Annotated in this window: 3 protein-coding genes; all 3 read left to right on the top strand. The window is 73.9% G+C overall.

From position 1 onward, the window contains the following. A partial coding sequence (locus KVP70_RS31520) for a non-ribosomal peptide synthetase (protein WP_217946326.1) occupies positions 1 to 4,187 on the top strand: 4,187 nt, incomplete at its 5' end. Then, a complete protein-coding gene (locus KVP70_RS31515) occupies positions 4,184 to 10,915 on the top strand; it encodes a non-ribosomal peptide synthetase (protein ID WP_217946325.1) in 6,732 nt (2,243 codons plus the stop codon). The genes KVP70_RS31520 and KVP70_RS31515, both read left to right, overlap by 4 nt. Further along, positions 10,912 to 21,798, top strand: a complete 10,887-nt coding sequence (locus KVP70_RS31510; RefSeq protein WP_217946324.1) for a non-ribosomal peptide synthetase — start codon at positions 10,912 to 10,914, stop codon at positions 21,796 to 21,798. Before KVP70_RS31515 ends, KVP70_RS31510 begins: the two co-directional genes overlap by 4 nt. Positions 21,799 to 21,866: the final 68 nt, after the last annotated feature.

The following is a 21,866-nucleotide window of genomic DNA, read 5'->3' as shown; positions in this document are numbered from 1 at the left end:
TGGGCAGCCTGATCGGCCAGCCCCTGCCCGACCTGCGCGCCTACATCCTCGACGCCCACCGCCAGCCGGCGCCGATCGGCGTGACCGGCGAACTGTACATCGGTGGCGCCGGCGTCGCGCGCGGCTACCTGAACCGCCCCGAGCTGACGGCCGAACGCTTCATCGCCGACCCGTTCGGCGACCGCCCCGACGCCCGCCTGTACCGCACCGGCGACCTCGGCCGCTGGCTGCCGGACGGCGGCATCGAATACCTGGGCCGCAACGACTTCCAGGTCAAGATCCGCGGCTTCCGCATCGAGCTCGGCGAGATCGAAGCGCGCCTGGCCGCCTGCGCCGGCGTGCGCGAGGCGGTGGTCATCGCCCGCGAGGACAGCCCCGGCGAGCGCCGCCTGGTGGCCTATCTGGTGGCCGAGGCCGGCGCGCAGGAATCTGCCGCCGCGCTCGACCCGGCCACGCTGCGCGCCGCGCTGGCGACCCGGCTGGCCGACTACATGCTGCCGGCCGCCTACGTGGTGCTGGAGGCGTTGGCGCTGACCCCGAACGGCAAGCTCGATCGCAACGCCCTGCCAGCCCCCGGCCAGGACGCCGTCGTGGCGCGCCGCTACCAGGCCCCGCAGGGCCCGGCCGAGACCGCGCTGGCGGCCGTCTGGGCCGAGCTGCTCGGCCTGGAACAGGTCGGCCGCGACGACCATTTCTTCGAACTGGGCGGCCATTCGCTGATGGTGATCACGCTGATCGAGCGGCTGCGCCGGCTGGGCCTGTCCACCGAGGTGCGCGCCGTGTTCGAAGCGCCCGCGCTGCACGCCATGGCGGCCGGCCTGACCACGGGCGACGAGGCCCGCTCGCGCGCCGCGCCGGTGCCGCCCAACCTGATCGGCGCCGAGTGCGGCGCGCTGCGCCCCGAGCTGCTGCCGCTGGTGGCGCTGACCCAGCACGAGATCGACCTGATCGTCGACAGCGTGCCGGGCGGCGCCGCCAACATCCAGGACATCTATCCGCTGGCGCCGCTGCAGGAGGGCATCCTGTTCCACCACCTGCTGGACGGCGAAGGCGACGCCTACCTGATGCGCTCGACGTTCGTGTTCGACCGCCGCGCGCGGCTCGACGCCTTCCTCGACGCGCTGCAAAGCGTGATCGCGCGCCACGACATCCTGCGCAGCAGCGTGCGCTGGACCGGCCTGTCGGCGCCGGTGCAGGTGGTGCAGCGGCAGGCGCCGCTGCCGCTCCACACGCTGACGCTGGACGCCGCCGGCGACGCCGTCGAGCAGCTGCAGCAACGCACCGACCCGCGCCGGCTGCGCCTGGACCTGCGCCGCGCGCCGCTGATCGCCGCCTACGTGGCGGCCGATCCGCACTCCGGCCAGTGGCTGCTGGCGCTGCTCGACCACCACATCGTCAGCGACAACACCACGCTGGGACTGATCATCGCCGAGATCCTGGCGCTGCTGCAGGGCCGCGCCGACAGCCTGCCGCCGTCGCTGCCCTACCGCGACTTCATCGCCCGCGCGCGCGCGGTGCCGGCCGCCGCGCACGAGGAATACTTCCGCCGCCGGCTGGCCGACATCGACGCCCCGACCGCGCCGTTCGACCTGCTCGACGTGCGCCATGACGGCAGCGACGTCGGCGAGACCCGGCTCGAGCTGGACGCGGCGCTGGCGCTGCGCGTGCGCGAGGGCGCGCGCCGCCACGGCGTAAGCGCGGCGGTGCTGTTCCACACCGCCTGGGCCCAGGTGCTGGCGCAATGCTGCGGCCGCGACGACGTGGTGTTCGGCACCGTGCTGTCGGGCCGGCTGCAGGGCGCGGACGGCGCCGGCCAGATGCTCGGCATGTTCATCAACACGCTGCCGCTGCGCATCTCGCTGGGGGCGCGGCCGATCGGCCAGGTGCTGCGCGACAGCTACCGCGACCTGGGCGAACTGCTGAGCCACGAGCAAGCCTCGCTGGCGCTGGCGCAACGCTGCAGCGGCGTGGCCGCGCCGCAGCCGCTGTTTACCACCATCCTGAACTACCGCCACAACCGCGCCGCCGCCGCCGCCGCCCAGGACGCTGCGGCCCACCAGCGCGACTGGGAAGGCATGCGCGCCATCGTCGCCATCGAGCGCACCAACTACCCGGTGTCGGTTTCGGTCGACGATCTCGGCGCCGGCTTCGCGCTGACCATGCAATGCGCCGACGGCATCGATTCGGCGCGCATGGCGGCCTACCTGCTGGGCGCCGTCGAGACGCTGCTGGCGGCGCTGGCCGCCGACGCCGGCCAGCCGGCCCGGACGCTGAACATGCTGCCGGCGGCCGAACGGCGCCTGCTGCTGGCGGACTACAACGACAGCGCCGCCGACTCTCCGCGCGAGCAGCTGCTGCACCGCCTGTTCGAACAGCAGGCCGCCGCGCGGCCGGACGCCGTCGCGCTGGACTGCGCCGGCCGGCGGCTGAGCTACGGCGAGCTGGACCGGCGCGCCAACGGCCTGGCGCGGCGCCTGCTGGCGCTGGGCGTGCGGCCCGACGACCGGGTGGCGATCTGCGCCGAGCGCGGCGTCGAGATGGTGCTCGCCATGCTGGCCGTCCTCAAGGCCGGCGCCGCCTATGTGCCGCTCGATCCGGCCTACCCGGCCGCGCGCCTGGACTATATGCTGGCCGACTGCGCCCCGGCCGCGCTGCTGCTGCAGCCGGGGCTGCAGGCGCGGCTGCCGGCCAGCGGCGTGCCGCTGATCGTGCTCGACGACGCCGCCATGGCGGCCGACGCACTGCCCGCGCCGGCCGTGCCCGGCCTGCACGCGCGCCATCTGGCCAACGTCATCTATACCTCCGGTTCGACCGGCCAGCCCAAGGGCGTGATGGTCGAGCACCGCAACGTGCTGCGGCTGGTGATGCATCCCTGCTACGTGCACATCGGCGCCGACGATTGCGTGGCGCATTGCGCCAACCCGGCCTTCGACGCCTCGACCTGGGAGATCTGGGCCACGCTGCTGCACGGCGCCCGGCTGCTGATCGTGCCGCCGGCCACGCTGCTCGACGCGCAATCCTTGGGCGCGCTGCTCGGCGGCGCCGGCGTGACCGTGCTGCACCTGACCGCCGGCCTGTTCAACCAGTACGCCGAGCCGCTGGCGCCGCTCATCGCCGGCCTGCGCTATCTGCTGTTCGGCGGCGAACAGGCCGACTTCAACGCCGTCGCCCGCGTGCTGCGCGACAGTCCGCCGCGCCACCTGGTGCACTGCTACGGCCCGACCGAGACCACCACCTTCGCCACCACCCACGCGGTGACGGCGGGCACGCGGCCGCTGCCGATCGGGCGGCCGATCAGCAACACCCAGGTCTACATCCTGGACGCCCACGGCCGGCTGGCGCCGCCCGGCGTGGCCGGCGAGCTCTACATCGGTGGCGACGGCGTCGCGCGCGGCTACCTGAACCGCCGCGACCTGACGGCGCAGCGCTTCGTGGCCGACCCGTACAGCACCCTGCCCGGCGCCCGCCTGTACCGCACCGGCGACCTCGGCCGCCATCTGCCCGGCGGCGCCATCGAGTACCTGGGCCGCAACGACTTCCAGGTCAAGCTGCGCGGCTACCGCATCGAGCTCGGCGAGATCGAGACCGCCCTGACCGCCTGCCCCGGCGTGCGCGAGGCGGTGGTGCTGGCGCGCGAGGACAGCCCCGGCGACCGGCGGCTGGTGGCCTACCTGACCGCGCGCGACGGCGCCGTGCCGGACCCGGCCGCGCTGCGGGCGCGGCTGGCCACGCTGCTGGCCGACTACATGCTGCCGGCCGCCTTCGTCACACTGGCCAGCATGCCGCTGACCCCGCACGGCAAGCTGGACCGCCGGGCCCTGCCGGCGCCCGACCAGGGCGCGCTGGCCGGACCGGCCTACGCGGCGCCGCACGGCGCCATCGAAACGGCGCTGGCCGAGATCTGGCAGGATTTGCTGGGCCTGCCCCTGGCCGGCCGCGACGATAACTTCTTCGCGCTGGGCGGCCATTCGCTGCTGGTCATCGCGCTGATCGAGCGCCTGCGCGCGCGCGGCCTGGCCACCGATGTCGGCACCGTGTTCTCGTCGGCCAGCCTGGCCGCGCTGGCGGCGGCCATCGGCGCGCGCCAGGACCATGCGGCGCCGGCCTTCGTGGTCCCGCCCAACCTGCTCACCTTGCCCGGCGCCAGCGCGCCGAGCGCAGAACCTGTCGAGGAATTCCGTTTATGACTATGCAACCACTGTACGCCCGCCTGCAATCGCTGCGCGTCACGCTCGGCGTCGACGACGGCGAGCTGACCATCAAGGCGCCGCCCGGCGCGCTGGACCAGGACACCCTCGGCCTGCTGCGCCAGCACAAGCCGGCGCTGATCGCCGCGCTGGCGGCGGGCCAGGCGCCGGCGGCGCTGCTGCATCCGGCCGCGGCGGCGACGATCGCCATCACCCCGGCGCTGCTGCCGCTGGTGGCGCTGACCCAGGACGAGATCGACCTGATCGTCGACAGCGTGCCCGACGGCGCCGCCAACATCCAGGACATCTATCCGCTGGCGCCGCTGCAGGAAGGCATCCTGTTCCACCACCTGCTGGGCGGCGAAGGCGACGCCTACATCATCCGCTCCAGCTTTGCGTTCGATGGCCGCCAGCGGCTCGACGCCTTCCTCGACGCGCTGCAGCGGGTCGTCGCCCGCCACGACATCCTGCGCAGCAGCATGCGCTGGGACGGGCTGTCGACGCCGGTGCAGGTGGTGCAGCGGCGCGCGCCGCTGCCGGTCCACACGCTGACGGCGGAGGCCGGCGGCGACGCCCTGGCCCAGCTGCAACGGCACACCGATCCGCGCCGGCTGCGGATGGACCTGCAACGCGCGCCGCTGATCGCGGCCTACGTCATGGCCGATCCGCAGGCCGGCGAATGGCTGCTGACCTTGCTCAACCACCACCTGGTGAGCGACCACCTGACGCTCGAGTTCATCATCGCCGAAGTCCAGGCGCTGCTGGAGGGGCGCGGCGACAGCCTGCCGGCGCCGCTGCCCTACCGCAATTTCATCGCCCAGGCCGGCGCCGTGCCGGCCGCCGCCCACGAGGAATATTTCCGCCGCCGGCTGGCCGACATCGACGAACCGACCGCGCCGTTCGGCCTGCTCGACGTGCAACATGACGGCCAGCGCATCGGCGAGGCCCGGCTGCGGCTGGACCCGGCGCTGGCGCTGCGCGTGCGCGAGGGCGCGCGCCGCCACGGCGTGACCGCCGCCGTGCTGTTCCATACCGCCTGGGCCCAGGTGCTGGCGCAGTGCTGCGGCCGCGACGACGTGGTGTTCGGCACCGTGCTGTCGGGCCGCCTGCAGGGCGCCGACGGCGCCGGCCAAGTGCTGGGCATGTTCATCAACACGCTGCCACTGCGCATCTCGCTGGGCGCGCGGCCGATCGGCCAGGTGGTGCGCGACAGCTACCGCGACCTGGGCGAGCTGCTGGTGCATGAACAAGCCTCGCTGGCGCTGGCCCAGCGCTGCAGCGGCGTGGCCGCGCCGCAGCCGCTGTTCACCACCCTGCTCAACTACCGCCACAGCCAGGGCGGCGCGGCCGGCCAGGACGCCGGCCGCGCCTGGCAAGGCATGCGCGCCATCGCCGCCGAGGAACGCAGCAACTACCCGGTCACGGTCTCGGTCGACGACTTCGGCGACGGCTTCGCGCTGACCGCGCTGTGCGCCGCCGGCATCGACCCGCAGCGCATGGCCGGCTATCTGCTGACGGCGCTCGAGGCGCTCAGCGCCGCGCTGGCGCAGCAGCCCGACCAGCCGGCCCACGCGCTGTCCATCCTGCCGCCGGCCGAACGGCGCCGGCTGCTGGAGGACTTCAACGACAGCGCCGCCGACTACCCGCGCGAGCAGCTGATCCATCAACTGTTCGAAGCGAACGCGGCCGCCCGGCCCGACGCCACCGCCCTGGTGTTCGAGGACCGGCGCCTGGCCTACGGCGAGCTGAACCGGCGCGCCAACCGGCTGGCGCGGCGCCTGCTGGCGCTGGGCGTGCGGCCCGGCCAGCGGGTCGCGCTGTGCGCCGGGCGCGGCCTGGAGATGGTGGTCGGCCTGCTGGCCATCCTCAAGGCCGGCGCCGCCTACGTGCCGCTCGACCCGGCCTATCCGGCCGACCGGCTGGCGTATATGCTGGCCGACAGCGCGCCGGTGGCGCTGCTGACCGAGGCGCACCGGCGCGACAGCCTGCCCGCCGGCGCGCCGCCGCTGCTGCTGCTGGACGCCGACCCCGGCGACGGCGACGGCGACGGCGACGACCTCAATCCCGATCCGGCCGCGCTGGGCCTGCACGCCGGCCACCTGGCCTACATCATCTACACCTCCGGCTCGACCGGCCGGCCCAAGGGCGTGGCGGTGCAGCACCGGCCGGTGATCAACCTGTTCGACTGGGTCAACCGCCGCTTCGGGGTCGGCCCGGGCGACACCCTGCTGCTGACCACCTCGCTGTGCTTCGACCTCTCGGTCTACGATATCTTCGGCCTGCTGGCGGCCGGCGGCACGGTGCACATCGCCTCCAGCGACGATATCGCCGATCCGCGCCGGCTGCTGCGCCTGATCGACGACGCCGCCATCACGTTCTGGGATTCGGCGCCGGCGGTGTTCGCCCAGCTGCTGCCGCTGCTGGCCGAGCGCGCCGGACAGCCGCCCAACCAGACGCTGCGCCTGGCCTTCTTCAGCGGCGACTGGATACCGCTGGAACTGCCGCCGCGCTTGCGGCGGGCGTATGCGCGCTGCGAAGTGATCAGCCTGGGCGGCGCCACCGAGGCCACCGTCTGGTCCAACTTCCATCCGGTCGGCGAGCCCGATCCGGCCTGGGTCAGCATTCCCTACGGCCGGCCGATCCAGAACGCCCGCTACCACGTGCTGGACCGCCATCTGCAACCCTGCCCGCTCGGCGTGCCGGGCGACCTGTACATCGCCGGCGAGTGCCTCAGCGCCGGCTATTTCGGCCAGCCGGCGCTGACCGCCGAGCGCTATCCGCGCGATCCGTTCACGGCCGCCGCCGACGCCCGCATGTACCGCACCGGCGACCGCGCGCGCTACTGGGACGACGGCACGCTGGAGTTCCTCGGCCGCAGCGATTTCCAGGTCAAGATCCGCGGCTTCCGCATCGAGCTCGGCGAGATCGAGGCCAGGCTGGCCGCCTGCGACGGCGTGCGCGAGGCGCTGGTCATCGCGCGCGAGGACAGCCCCGGCGACAAGCGCCTGGTGGCCTATCTCACCGCCCAGGCCGGCGCCGCGCCGCAGGCCGCCGCGCTGCGCGCGCAGCTGGCGCTGACGCTGGCCGAGTACATGCTGCCGTCGGCCTTCGTCACGCTCGAGCGCTTCCCGCTGACCTCGAACGGCAAGCTGGACCGGCGGGCGCTGCCGGCGCCGGACCACAGCGCCGTCGCCACCCGCGCCTACGAGGCGCCCGAGGGCGCCGTCGAAGTGGCGCTGGCCGGCCTCTGGTCGGAGCTGCTGGGCCTGACGCGCGTGGGCCGCCACGACCAGTTCTTCGAGCTGGGCGGCCATTCGCTGCTGGCGGTGCGGCTGGTGTCGCGCCTGCGCCAGCAACTGGGCGTGGAACTGCCGCTGCGCGCGCTGTTCGAACAGCCGACGCTGGCCGGCCTGGCGGCCGCCGTGGCGCTGGCCGGCCGCGCCAGCGGCGGCGCCATCGCCGGCGCCGACCGCGGGCAGCCGCTGCCGCTGTCCTGGGCCCAGCAACGGCTGTGGTTCCTGGCCCGGCTCGATCCGGCCGGCAGCATGGCCTACCACATGCCGGCCGCGCTGCGCCTGCGCGGCGCGCTCGAGCGCGCGGTGCTGCAGGCCACGCTGGACCGGGTGGTGGCGCGCCACGAAAGCCTGCGCACCAGCTTTGCCGACGGCGCCGACGGTCCGGTGCAGCGCATCGGCGCCGCCGACAGCGGCTTCGCGCTGGCCTGGCGCGACCTGCGCGGGCTCGGCGGCCAAGAACAGGAGGCCGCCGTGGCCCGCATCGGCGCCGACGAGGCCTGCCAGCCCTTCGACCTGGCCGCCGGCCCGCTGCTGCGCGGCCAGCTGCTGTGCCTGGCCGACGACGACCACTTGCTGCTGCTGACCCAGCACCACATCGTCACCGACGCCTGGTCGATCGGCGTGCTGGTGCGCGAAGTGAGCGCGCTGTACACCGCCTTCCACCAGGGGCTGGCCGACCCGTTGCCGCCGCTCGCCATCCAGTACGCCGACTACGCGGCCTGGCAGCGCCGCTGGCTGGGCACGGCCGCGCTGCAGGCGCAAACCGCCTTCTGGCGCGCCCACCTCGACGGCGCCCCGGCCCTGCTGGAGCTGCCGCTCGACCGCCCGCGCCCGGCGCTGCAAAGCCATGCCGGCGCCAGCGTACCGCTGGCCATCCCGGCGCCGCTGGCGGCCGGCCTGCGCGCGCTGGCCGTGCGCCACGGCGCCACCCTGTTCATGACCCTGCTGACCGGCTGGGCCGCGCTGCTGGCCCGCCTGAGCGGGCAGGACGACATCGTGGTCGGCACGCCGGTGGCCCACCGCGGGCGCGCCGAACTGGAGGGCCTGATCGGCTTCTTCGTCAACACGCTGGCGCTGCGCGTGCGGCTGGACCAGCAGTCCAGCGCCGACACGCTGCTCGCGCGCGTCAAGGCCGACACGCTGGCCGCCTATGAGCACCAGGACCTGCCGTTCGAGCAACTGGTGGAGGCGCTGCGGCCGCCGCGCAGCATGCGCCACAGCCCGGTCTTCCAGACCATGCTGTCGCTCGACAACACCGCCGGCGGCGGCGCGCTGGCGCTGCCGGGGCTGACGCTCGCGCCGCACGCCACGCCGCGCACCACCAGCCATTTCGAGCTGTCGCTGGCCCTGGCCGACGACGGCGCCACCATCGCGGGCAGCCTGGACTACGCCAGCGACCTGTTCGACCATGCCACCGTCGAGCGCTACGCCGGCTATCTGCTGCAACTGCTGGCGGCGATGGTGGCCGCGCCGGCCCGGCCGCTGGCCGACTTGCCGCTGCTCGACGCCGCGCAGCGCCGGCAACTGCTGGCCGGCTTCAACGCCAGCGCCACGGCGGCGACGCCGGCCAGTGCGCTGCTGCAACAGCAGTTCGAGGCCAGGGCCGCGGCCCGGCCGGACGCGCCGGCGCTGGTGCGGGGCGATCAACGCCTCAGCTACGGCGAGCTGAACCGGCGCGCCAACCGGCTCGCGCACCGCCTGCTGGCGCACGGCGTGCGCCCCGACCAGCGCGTGGCGGTGTGCACCGACGACGGCGTGGCGCTGGTCACCGCCATGCTGGCCATCCTCAAGGCCGGCGGCGCCTATGTGCCGCTCGATCCATCCTATCCCGACCAGCGCATCGCCCACATGCTGGCCGACAGCGCGCCGGTGCTGCTGCTGGCCGACGCCGCGCAGCGCCGACGCCTGCCGACGCCGGGCCCGGCCGTGCTGGCGCTGGAGGCGGCGCAGGGCTTGCCGCCCGAGGGCCAGGGCGAGGCGGACGACGAGCGCAATCCCGATCCGGCCCAGCTGGGCCTGACGGCGCGCCACCTGGCCTACGTCATCTACACCTCCGGCTCGACCGGCAACCCCAAGGGCGTGATGCTCGAACATGCGGGGCTGGCCAACTTCGGCGCCAGCCACTACCGGCTATTCGACATCACGCCCGACAGCCGGCTGCTGCAGTTCGCCGCGTTCGGCTTCGACGCCAGCATCTCGGAAATCGCCATGACGCTGTGCGCCGGCGCCAGCCTCTACTTGCGCGAGCAGGCCGCGTATTCGGCCGCGTCGCTGGGGCTGGCGCTGCGCCGGCACGCCATCAGCCACCTGATCCTGGCGCCGACCGTGGTCGAGGCGCTGCTGGCCGCGGCCGACCCCGGGCCGCTGACCCTGATCGTGGTCGGCGAAGCCTGCCCGCCGGCGCTGGCGCGCGCCTGGTCGTCCCGGCTGCGGTTGTTCAACGCCTACGGCCCGACCGAGTCGACCATCTGCGCCACCGTGTACCGCTGCGCGCCGCACTTCCAGCTCCAGCAGGTGCCGATCGGCCGGCCCATCCCGCACACCCCGGTGTACATCCTGGACGCGCGCGGCCAGCCGGTGCCGCCCGGCGTGATCGGCGAACTGTGCATCGGCGGCGCCGGCGTCGCGCGCGGCTATCTGCACCAGCCGGCGCTGAGCGCGCAGCACTTTGTCGCCGATCCGTTCGGCGCCGATCCGGGCGCGCGGCTGTACCGCAGCGGCGACCTGGGCCGCTGGCTGGCCGACGGCAATATCGAATACCTGGGCCGCAACGACGGCCAGGTCAAGCTGCGCGGCCTGCGCATCGAGCTCGGCGAGATCGAGACGCGCCTGGCCGCCTGCGCCGGCGTGCGCGCGGCGCTGGTGCTGGCCCGCAGCGACCGGCCCGGCGAACCGCGGCTGGTGGCCTATCTGCTGGCGCAGCCGGACGCCACGCCGGACCCGGCCGCGCTGCGCGCGCAGCTGGGCGCCGAGCTGCCGTCCTACATGCTGCCGTCGGCCTTTGTGACGCTGGCCGAATTCCCGCTCGGCCCGAACGGCAAACTGGACCGCAACGCGCTGCCGGCGCCCGACAGCGAGGCGCTGCCCGCCCGCCACTACAGCGCGCCGCGCGGCGAGGTCGAAACGGCCCTGGCGGCGCTCTGGCAGGAACTGCTGGCGCTGCGGCAGGTCGGCCGCGACGCGCATTTCTTCGAGCTCGGCGGCCATTCGCTGATGGCCGCCCAGTTGCTGGTGCGCGTGCGCGATGCCTTCGGCGTCACGCTGGCGCTGCGCCAAGTGTTTGAACAACCGTCGCTGGCGGCCATGGCGGCCGCCATCACCTCATTGCAATACGCCACCTATTTGGGCGAGGACCTGGACACCATGCGCGATAGCCTGGATGGCCTGTCGAAGGAAGAACTGCTGGCAATGCTGGCCAAGGATGCACCATGAACCAACGCGAACTATCTCTGGAAGAAATCAAGCAGGCCATCCTGCAGCGCCGCGTGCGCGAACGCATGGCCGGCCAGGCCGGCGCCGCCGTCAGCGTGCCGGCGGCCGACCGCGGGCAGCCGCTGCCGCTGTCCTGGGCCCAGCAGCGCCTGTGGTTCCTGGCCCAGCTCGATCCGACCGCCAGCACCGCCTACCACCTGCCGGCCGCGCTGCGCCTGCGCGGCGCGCTCGACCTGGCCGCGCTGCGCGCCACGCTCGACCGCCTGGCGGCCCGCCACGAAAGCCTGCGCACCACCTTTGTCCAGCACGACGGCGCGCCGGTGCAGGCGATCGCCGCCGCCGACTGCGGCTTCGCGCTGCGCCTGCACGACCTGCGCGCGCTGCCCGCCGACCAGCGGGACGCCGCCGTGGCGGCGCTCGGCGCCGACGAGGCGGCCCGGCCCTTCGACCTGGCCGCCGGCCCGCTGGCGCGCGCCCTGCTGCTGCAGCTGGCCGACGACGAGCATGTGCTGCTGCTGACCCAGCACCACATCATTTCCGACGGCTGGTCGGTCGGCGTCATGGTGCGCGAAGTGAGCGCGCTGTACGCCGCCTTCAGCCAGGGCTTGCCAGACCCGCTGCCGGCGCTGGCCATCCAGTACGCCGACTACGCCGCCTGGCAGCGCCAGCGCCTCGGCGACGCCGCGCTGCAAGGCCAGGCCGACTGGTGGCGCGCCCATCTGGACGGCGCCCCGGCGCTGCTGGCGCTGCCGGCCGACCGTCCGCGTCCGGCGCTGCACAGCCACGCCGGCGCCGGCATCGCGTTGACCATCCCGGCGCCGCTGGCGGCCGGCCTGCGCGCGCTGGCCGCGCGCCACGGCGCCACGCTGTTCATGACGCTGCTGGCCGGCTGGGCCGCGCTGCTGTCGCGCCTGAGCGGCCAGGACGACGTGGTGGTCGGCACGCCGGTGGCCAACCGCCAGCACGCCGGACTGGAGGGCCTGATCGGCTGCTTCGTCAACACGCTGGCACTGCGCGTGCGCCTGCAGGACAACCCCAGCGTGGCGAGCCTGCTGGCCGCCGTCAGGGCCGACACGCTGGCCGCCTACGAGCACCAGGACCTGCCGTTCGAGCAGGTGGTCGAGGCGGTCAACCCGCCGCGCAGCCGCAGCCACAGCCCGCTGTTCCAGGTCATGCTGTCGCTCAACAACAGCAGCGGCGCCAACGCCGCCCTGTCGCTGCCGGGCCTGACGCTGGCGCCGGTCGAGCTGCCGCATTCCACCGCCCAGTTCGATCTGTCGCTGAACCTGGGCGACAACGGCCACACCCTCGGCGGCCATCTGGAATACGCCACCGCGCTGTTCGAGCGCGACAGCGTCGAGCGGCTGGCCGGCTACTGGCTGACGCTGCTGGCGGCGATGGTGGCCGACGACCGCCAGCGCGTGGCCGCGCTGCCGCTGCTGGACCCGCAACAGCGCCAGCAAGTGCTGGTCGGTTTCAACGACACGGCGCGCGCCTATCCGCCAGCGCGCCTGCTGCACCAGCTGTTCGAAGACCAGGCCGCCGCCCGGCCCGACGCCGTGGCGCTGGAGTACGGCGGCGAGCGCCTCGGCTATGCCGAGCTGAACCGACGCGCCAACCAGCTGGCGCACCGCCTGCTGGCCATGGGCGTGGGGCCGGACCAGCGCGTCGCCCTGTGCCTGGAACGCGGCGTGCCGATGATCGTCGGCGTGCTCGGCGTGCTCAAGGCCGGCGCCGCCTATGTGCCGCTGGACCCGGCCTATCCGGCCGAGCGGCTGGCCTATATGCTCGACGACAGCGCGCCCAAGGCGGTGCTGAGCCTGACCGCGCTGCAAGCGCGCCTGCCGGCGGGCGCCGGCGCGGCCCGGCCGCCGCTGCTGCTGCTGGACGCCGACGCCGGCCTGGCCGGCCAGCCCACGCACAACCCCTGCCCGCCCGGCCTGCACGCGCGCCACCTGGCCTATGTGATCTACACCTCCGGCTCCACCGGCCAGCCCAAGGGCGTGATGATCGAGCACGCCAACGCGGTCAACTTCATCCACTGGGCGCTCGAGCAATTCAGCCCGCAACAGCTGGCGCACACGCTGTTTTCCACCTCGATCAATTTCGATCTGCACGTGTTCGAGCTGTTCGCGCCGCTCGCCTGCGGCGCCACCATCCACCTGGTGCGCGACATCCTGGCGCCGGCGCCGGCCGTCACGCTGATCAACACCGTGCCGTCGGCCATCAGCGCCCTGCTCGACGCCGGCCGGGTGCCGGCCGCCATGCGCTCGCTCAATCTGGCCGGCGAGCCGCTCAAGCGCGCGCTGGTGGAACGGCTGTTCGCCGAGACCGGCGTCGAACAGGTGGCCAACCTGTACGGCCCGTCGGAAACCACCACCTATTCCACCTGGGTGCCGATGGCACGGCGCAGCGGCTTCGCGGCCCATATCGGCCGGCCGGTCGCCAACACCACGCTGTATGTGCTGGACGCGCAGCGCCAGCCGGTGCCGATCGGTGTCGCGGGCGAACTGTACATCGGCGGCGCCGGCGTCGCGCGCGGCTATCTGAACCGTCCCGAGCTGAGCGCCGAGCGCTTCATCGCCGATCCGTTCAGCGGCCGCGCCGGCGAGCGCCTGTACCGCACCGGCGACCTGGTGCGCTGGCTGGCGGACGGCTGCGTCGAGTACCTGGGCCGCAACGACTTCCAGGTCAAGCTCCGCGGCTTCCGCATCGAGCCCGGCGAGATCGAAGCGTGCCTGGCCGGTTGCGCCGGCGTGCGCGAGGCGGTGGTCATCGCCCGCGAGGACCAGCCCGGCGAGCGCCGCCTGGTGGCGTATCTGGTGGCCGAGGCCGGCACGCCTTCCGAGCCGGCCGCCGCGCTCGATCCGGCCGCGCTGCGCGCCGCGCTGGCGACCCGGCTGGCCGACTACATGCTGCCGGCCGCCTACGTGGTGCTGGCGGCGCTGCCGCTGACCCCGAACGGCAAGCTCGACCGCAGCGCCCTGCCGGCCCCGGACCGCGACGCCGTCGCGGCGCGCCGCTACCAGGCCCCGCAAGGCCCGGCCGAGACCGCGCTGGCGGCGCTCTGGGCCGAGCTGCTCGGCCTGGAACAGGTCGGCCGCGACGACCATTTCTTCGAACTGGGCGGCCATTCGCTGATGGTGATCACGCTGATCGAGCGGCTGCGCCGGCTGGGCCTGTCCACCGAGGTGCGCGCCGTGTTCGACGCGCCCACGCTGCAGGCCATGGCGGCCGGCCTGGCGGCCGGCGATGCCGCGCCGCGCGCCGCGCCGGTGCCGCCCAACCTGATCGGCGCCGAGTGCGACGCGCTGCGCCCCGAGCTGCTGCCGCTGGTGGCGCTGACCCAGCACGAGATCGACCTGATCGTCGACGGCGTGCCGGGCGGAGCCGCCAACATCCAGGACATCTATCCGCTGGCGCCGCTGCAGGAAGGCATCCTGTTCCACCACCTGCTGGGCGGCGAAGGCGACGCCTACCTGATGCGCTCCGTGCTGGCCTTCGACCAGCGTGCGCGGCTCGACGCCTTCCTCGACGCGCTGCAAAGCGTGATCGCGCGCCACGCCATCCTGCGCAGCAGCGTCCACTGGGACGGGCTGGCGACGCCGGTGCAGGTGGTGCAGCGGCGCGCGCCGTTGCCGGTCCACGCACTGACGCTGGAGGCCGGCGCCGACGCCATGGCCCAGCTGCAACAGCACACCGATCCGCGCCGGCTGCGCCTGGACCTGCGCCGCGCGCCGCTGATCGCCGCCTACGTGGCGGCCGATCCGCGCACCGGCGAGTGGCTGCTGGCGCTGCTGAACCACCACCTGGTCAGCGACCACCTGACGCTGGAATTGATCATCGCCGAAATCCAGGCGCTGCTGCAGGGCCGCGGCGACAGCCTGCCGCCGTCGCTGCCCTACCGCGACTTCATCGCCCAGGCGCGGGCGATGCCGGCCGCCGCGCACGAGGAATATTTCCGCCGCCGGCTGGCCGACATCGACGCCCCGACCGCGCCGTTCGGCCTGCTCGACGTGCGCCACGACGGCGGCCGCGTCGGCGAGGCGCGGCTGGAGCTGGACGCGGCGCTGGCGCGGCGGGTGCGCGAGGGCGCGCGCCGTCACGGCGTGAGCGCCGCCGTGCTGTTCCATACCGCCTGGGCCCAGGTGCTGGCGCAATGCTGCGGCCGCGACGACGTGGTGTTCGGCACCGTGCTGTCGGGGCGCATGCAGGGCGCCGACGGCGCCGGCCAGGTGCTGGGCATGTTCATCAACACGCTGCCGCTGCGCATCTCGCTGGGCGCGCGCGCGATCGGCCAGGTGGTCGCCGACTGCCAGCGCGACCTGAGCGAGCTGCTGGCGCACGAACAAGCGTCGCTGGCGCTGGCGCAGCGCTGCAGCGGCGTGGCCGGCACGCTGCCGCTGTTTACCACGCTGCTGAACTACCGCCACAGCCGCCCCGCCGGCATGGCGCCGGGCGCCGCCGCCCCGCTCGAGGGCATGCGCGCGGTGGCCGGCGAGGAGCGCACCAATTATCCGGTCACGGTCTCGGTCGACGATTTCGGCGACGGTTTCGGCGTGACGGCCCAATGCGCCGACGGCATCGATGCGCGGCGCATCGCCGCCTACCTGCTGACCGCGGTCGAGGCGCTCGGCGCCGCGCTGGCGCAGCACCCCGAGCAGCCGGCCCACGCGCTGTCCATCCTGCCGCCGGACGAGCGGCTTCAATTGCTGGAAACCTTCAACGACAGCGCCGCCGACTACCCGCGCCACGTCCTGATCCATCAACTGTTCGAGCACAGCGCGGCCGCGCACCCGGACGCCGCCGCCGTGCTGTGCGACGGCGACACGCTGAGCTACGGCCAGTTGAACCGCCGCGCCAACGAGCTCGCCCACCAGCTGCTCGCGCGCGGCGTGCGCCCCGACGACCGCGTCGCCGTCTGCCTCGAACGCGGCTGCGACATGGTGGCCAGCTTGCTGGCCATCCTCAAGGCCGGCGCCGCCTACGTGCCGCTCGACCCGGCCTATCCGGCCGCGCGGCTGGCGTACATGCTGGCCGACAGCGCGCCGGTGGCCCTGGTCACCACGCGCGCGCTGCTGGCGGCGCTGACGCCGGCCGTGCGCGCCATGGACGGCGCGCCGGCCGCGCTGCTGCTGGACGCCCCCGCCGAGGCCGCGCAAGCCGGCGCCGGCGCCGAGCGCAATCCCGACCCGGCCGCGCTGGGACTGGCGCCGCACCACCTGGCCTATGTGATCTACACCTCCGGCTCGACCGGCCAGCCCAAGGGCGTGATGATCGCGCACGCCAACGCGGTCAATTTCATCCACTGGGCGGGCGCGCACTTCCCGCCGCGGCAGCTGGCGCTGACGCTGTTCTCGACCTCGATCAATTTCGACCTCCATGTGTTTGAACTGTTCGTGCCGCTGGCCTGCGGCGCCACGGTCAAGCTGGTGCGCGACGTGCTGGACGCGCCCGAGGCGGTGTCGCTGATCAATACCGTGCCGTCGGCGCTGAGCGCGCTGCTGGCGGCGCGGCGCGTGCCGGCCTCGGTGGAGTCGGTCAACCTGGCCGGCGAGCCGCTCACGCGCGCACTGGCCGAGCGCTTGTTTGCCGAGACCGGCGTACTGCGCCTGGCCAATCTCTACGGCCCGTCCGAGACCACCACCTATTCCACCTGGGTGCGGATGGAACGGCACACCGGCTTCGTGCCCCACATCGGCCGGCCGGTCGCCAACACCCGGCTGTACGTGCTGGACGCCCACCGGCAACTGGCGCCGCTGGGCGTGGCCGGCGAGCTCTACATCGGCGGCGCCGGCGTCGCGCGCGGCTATCTGAACCAGCCGCTGCTGACGGCGCAGCGCTTCCTCGCCGATCCGTTCAGCGGCGCGCCCGAGGCCCGCCTGTACCGCACCGGCGACCTGGTGCGTTGGCTGCCGGACGGCAATCTGGAATACCTGGGCCGCAACGATTTCCAGGTCAAGATCCGCGGCTTCCGCATCGAGCTCGGCGAGATCGAGACCCGCCTGGCGGCCTGCGCCGGCGTGCGCGAGGCGGTGGTGCTGGCGCGCCAGGACGGCGTCGGCGAAGCCCGCCTGGTGGCCTATGTGCTGGCCGCCGCCGAGGCGCCCACGCCGGCCGCGCTGCGCGCCGCGCTGGCGCAGCACTTGGCCGAGCACATGCTGCCGGCCGCCTACGTGATGCTGGCGGCCTGGCCGCTGACGCCGAACGGCAAACTCGACCGCAATGCCCTGCCCGCGCCGGACCAGGACGCGGTCACCGCGTCCGCCTATGCGGCGCCGCGCGGCGCCACCGAACAGGCGCTGGCCGGCCTGTGGCAAGAACTGCTGGGGCTGCCGCAGGTCGGCCGCCACGACCATTTCTTCGAACTGGGCGGCCACTCGCTGCTGGCGGTGCAACTGACGGCGCGGCTGCGCAGCCGGCTCGGGGTCGAGCTCGGCCTGCGGGCGCTGTTTGCCCAGCCCACGCTGGCCGCCCTGGCCGAGCTGGTCGACCAGGCGCGCGGCGCCGGCGCGGCGGCCGACAGCCCCGCCATCGCCGCGGCCGACCGCGCCGGCCCGCTGCCGCTGTCCTGGGCCCAGCAGCGCCTGTGGTTCCTCGACCAGCTCGATCCGGCCGCCGGCGCCGCCTACCACATGCCGGCCGCGCTGCGCCTCAGCGGCACACTGGACCAGGCCGCGCTGCAGGCCTGCCTGGACCGCGTGGTGGCCCGCCACGAGGGCTTGCGCACCCGCTTCGCCGGCGGCGCCGACGGGCCGCGGCAGCACATCGCCGCGCCCGATTGCGGTTTCGCGCTCGCCACCCACGACCTGCGCCAGCTTGCCGGCCAGGCCAGCGACGACGCCGTGGCCCGCCTCGGCGCGCAGGAGGCGGCGCGGCCGTTCGACCTGGCGGCCGGGCCGCTGGTGCGCGGACAGCTGCTGCGCCTGGCCGAGGACGAGCACCTGCTGCTGCTGACCCAGCACCACATCGTCACCGACGCCTGGTCGGTCGGCATCCTGGTGGGCGAGGTCAACGCCTTGTACACCGCCTTCAGCCAGGGCCGGCCCGACCCGCTGCCGCCGCTGGCGCTGCAATACGCCGACTATGCCGCCTGGCAGCGGCAGTGGCTGCAGGGCGCGGCCCTGCGCCGGCAGGCCGATTTCTGGCGCGGCTACCTGGACGGCGCGCCGGCGCTGCTGGCGCTGCCGCTGGACCGGCCGCGCCCGGCGCTCCAGCAATACGCGGGCGCCAGCGTCGCGCTGACCATCCCGGCCGATCTGGCCGCCGGCCTGCGCCGGCTGTCGCAGCGGCACGGCGCCACCCTGTTCATGACCCTGCTCACCGGCTGGGCCATGCTGATGGCGCGCCTGAGCGGACAGGACGACATCGTGGTCGGCACGCCGGTGGCCAACCGCCAGCGCCCCGAGCTGGAAGGCTTGATCGGCTTGTTCCTCAACACCCTGGCGCTGCGCGTGCGCCTGGACGGCAACCCGAGCGTGGCGGCGCTGCTGGCGCGGGTCCGCGACAGCAGCCTGGCGGCCTACAGCCACCAGGACCTGCCGTTCGACCAGGTGGTCGAAGCCGTGCAGCCGCCGCGCAGCCTGGCCCACGGGCCGCTGTTCCAGGTCATGCTCAATCTGATGAACACGCCGGGCGACGGCGCCCTGGCCCTGCCCGGCCTGTCGCTGCGCCAGCAGAGCCGTGCGCCCGACACCACCCACGACGACCTGTCGCTGTCGCTGGTCGACAGCGGCGACGCCATCTCGGGCAGCCTGAACTACGCCAGCGCGCTGTTCGAGCATGGCACGGCCGAGCGCATCGGACACCGCTTCCTGCGGCTGCTGGCGGCGATGGTGGCCGACGCCGAGCAACCCGCCGGCGACATCGCCCTGCTCGACCCGGACGAGCGGCAACTGTTGCTGGCCGGCTTCAACGCCACCGCCCGCGCATGGGACGCGCCGGCCACGCTGATACACCAGCTGTTCGAGGCGCAGGCGGCCAGCCGGCCGGACGCCGTCGCGCTGCTGTGCGACGGCGTCGGCGTCGGCTATGGCGAACTGAACGCACGCGCCAACCGGCTGGCGCATCGCCTGCTGGCGCTCGGCGTGCGCGCCGACGACCGGGTCGCGCTGTGCGCCGAACGCAGCCCGGAGCTGGTGGTCGGCCTGCTGGCCATCCTCAAGGCCGGCGCCGCCTACGTGCCGCTCGACCCGGCCTACCCGGCCGCGCGCCTGGCCCACATGCTGCGGGACTGCGCGCCGGTGGCGCTGCTGGCGCAGGACGGGCTGCAGGCGCTGCTGGAGGCCATCGCGGTGCCGGCCACGCTGCCGGTGCTGGCCCTGGCCGGCGACGACGGACCGCCCGACGCCGACCACAATCCGGCGCCCGCCACGCAGGCGGCGCAGCTGGCCTATGTGATCTACACCTCCGGCTCCACCGGCCTGCCCAAGGGCGTGGCGGTGGAGCACGGCAACGTGCTCAACCTGGTCCGCCACCACATCGACAGCTGCGCGCTGCGGGCGGACGACCGCGTGCTGCAATTCGCCTCGTTCAGCTTCGACAGCTCGATCGAAGAACTGTTCCCGGTGCTGGCGGTGGGCGCCACCGTCGTGCTGCGGCCGGCCGACATGGTCGCGCCCTCGCCGGCCTACATCGCCTTCCTCGACCAGCACCGGATTACCGTGGCCGACTTGCCGACCGCGTTCTGGCACCAGTGGATGCTGGAAAGCCAGGCCGGCCTGGCGCCGCCGTCGGCGGCGCTGCGGCTGGTGATCATCGGCGGCGAGAAGGCCGAGCGCCGCCACCTGGACAGCTGGCTGGCCTGCGCGCGCCTGCGCCGGTGCGAACTGCTCAACACCTACGGCCCCACCGAGACCACCGTGTACGCCACCGCCCAGCGCTTCGGGCCCTGCGCCCCGGCGCCGGCCGCGGGCGTGCCGATCGGGCGGCCGATCGCCAACACCCAGGCCTACCTGCTCGACGCGCGCGGACAGCCGGTGCCGCTGGGCGTGGTGGGCGAGCTGTATCTCGGCGGCGCCGGCGTGGCGCGCGGCTACCTCAACCTGCCGGCCCTGAGCGCCGAACGCTTTATCGACGATCCGTTCGGCGGCCGGCCCGGCGCCCGCCTGTACCGCACCGGCGACCTGGCGCGCTGGCTGCCCAATGGCGACCTCGACTATCAGGGCCGCAACGATTTCCAGGTCAAGCTGCGCGGCTTCCGCATCGAACTGGGCGAGATCGAGGCGCACCTGGCCGCCTGCGACGGCGTGCGCGAGGCGCTGGTGGTGCTGCGCGAGGAGCGGCTGGTGGCCTACTTGCTGGGCGACGGCGCGGCCGCGCCCGACGCCGCCGCCCTGCGCCGCCAGCTGGCCGCCACCTTGGCCGAGCACATGCTGCCGTCGGCCTTCGTGACGCTGCCGGCCTTCCCGTTGACGCCCAGCGGCAAGCTGGACCGCCAAGCGCTGCCGGCGCCGGGCCAGGACACCTTCGCCACCGGCGGCTACGAGGAAGCGCTGGGGGCGACCGAAGTGGCGCTGGCCGCGGTGTGGGCCGAGGTGCTCAAGCTGGACCGTGTGGGCCGGCATGACGATTTCTTCGCGCTGGGCGGCCACTCCCTGCTGGCGGCCAAGCTGATGTCCCTGATCGAAATGCGGCTGCGGCGCAAGGTACCGTTGCAGCGTATTTTCAGCTGCCCCACGGTCCATCTGCTGGCCGGCGCAATCGATCAGCACCAGGCGCTGCCGGGTGCTTCCATGCCGCTGGAGCACGCGTTGCTGCGCGCGGTGCCGGCGGTCGACAACGCCGCGGCGCCCGCCGCGGCGGACGTGCTGCTCACCGGCGCCAACGGCTTCGTCGGCGCATTCCTGCTGCGCGAACTGCTGGCGTCGCGCCCGGAGGCCACCATCTATTGCCTGGTGCGCGCCGCCACTGCGCCGGCCGCGGCCCGGCGCCTGCAACAGGCGCTGGCAGACTACGGCTTGTGGCGGCCGTGCTACGCCGAGCGCATCGTCGCGCTGGCGGGCGACCTGACGGCGCCGGAACTGGGCCTCGATCACGCCACCCAGCGCCTGCTCGAACAGCGCGTCGGCCTGGTGGTCCACAACGGCGCCGCGGTCAATCACGCACAGCCCTACCGCGCGCTGCGCGCGGCGAATGTCGAGGCCACCTTATTCCTGCTGCAACTGGCGGCCAGGGCGGGAGCGGCGCGCTTTGCCTACATTTCCACCACGGCGACGTTTGCGCCGGCGCCCAGGCGCGCCACGGTGGACGAGCAAACGTGCAACCTCGACGAGCGTCATGTCGAGCATGCCGGGTACGCGGCCAGCAAGTGGCAGGCGGAAGTGCTGGTGGAGCGGGCAAGGCAGCAAGGGATGGCCGCCAGCATCTTCCGTCTCGGCCGGGTGGTCGCCGACAGCGTCCACGGCAAGGGCCGCGACGACGATATGGTGGCGCGCTATCTACGCACCTGCCTGGCGCTGGGCATCTACCTCGACACCCCGTACAACGAGACCGTCATTCCGGTCGACGCGGTGGCGGCGGCGGTGTGCCGCCTGTGCACGCCGGCCAGCGCGAGCGGCAACTACCACCTGCTCGGCCAGCAGGTCTTCGACTGGAACCAGCTGATGGACTGGGCGCGGCAGAACGACGCGGCGCTCCGACCGGTACCGCTCGGCAGCTGGTACGCCGAGGCCCTGCGGGCGTCCGCGGAAAACAGCGCCTTGCCGTTCGCGCCCTATCTGCATCTGTTCGACCCGGCGGCAGGCGCCGCGGTCGCCGCCGAGGCGGCGCTGGACCAGCAGGCGACCTGCCGGGCGCTTGCCGAGCTGGACTACGAAGTGCCGGTCATGACGGCGCCGGTGCTGTTGAAGTACCTGGACGGCATCGCCGGCGGCGGCGTGTAAGGCAGGCAGGGATAGGCCGCACGCCGCTACGCTGGCGTGCGGCCGCTGCGCGGCGGCAGAAAATGACA

Origin of the sequence: Duganella violaceipulchra (assembly GCF_019166075.1) — a bacterium.
GTDB classification, from domain to species: Bacteria; Pseudomonadota; Gammaproteobacteria; order Burkholderiales; family Burkholderiaceae_D; genus Rugamonas; species Rugamonas violaceipulchra.
The sequence above is the reverse complement of the archived record's forward strand: the minus strand, read 5'-3'. Positions and strand labels throughout refer to the sequence as shown.

Coding starts and splice junctions, on each gene's coding strand:
- KVP70_RS31510 (WP_217946324.1), top strand. CDS start 10,912: ATGAACCAACGCGAACTATCTCTGGAAGAAATCAAGCAGGCCATCCTG.
- KVP70_RS31515 (WP_217946325.1), top strand. CDS start 4,184: ATGACTATGCAACCACTGTACGCCCGCCTGCAATCGCTGCGCGTCACG.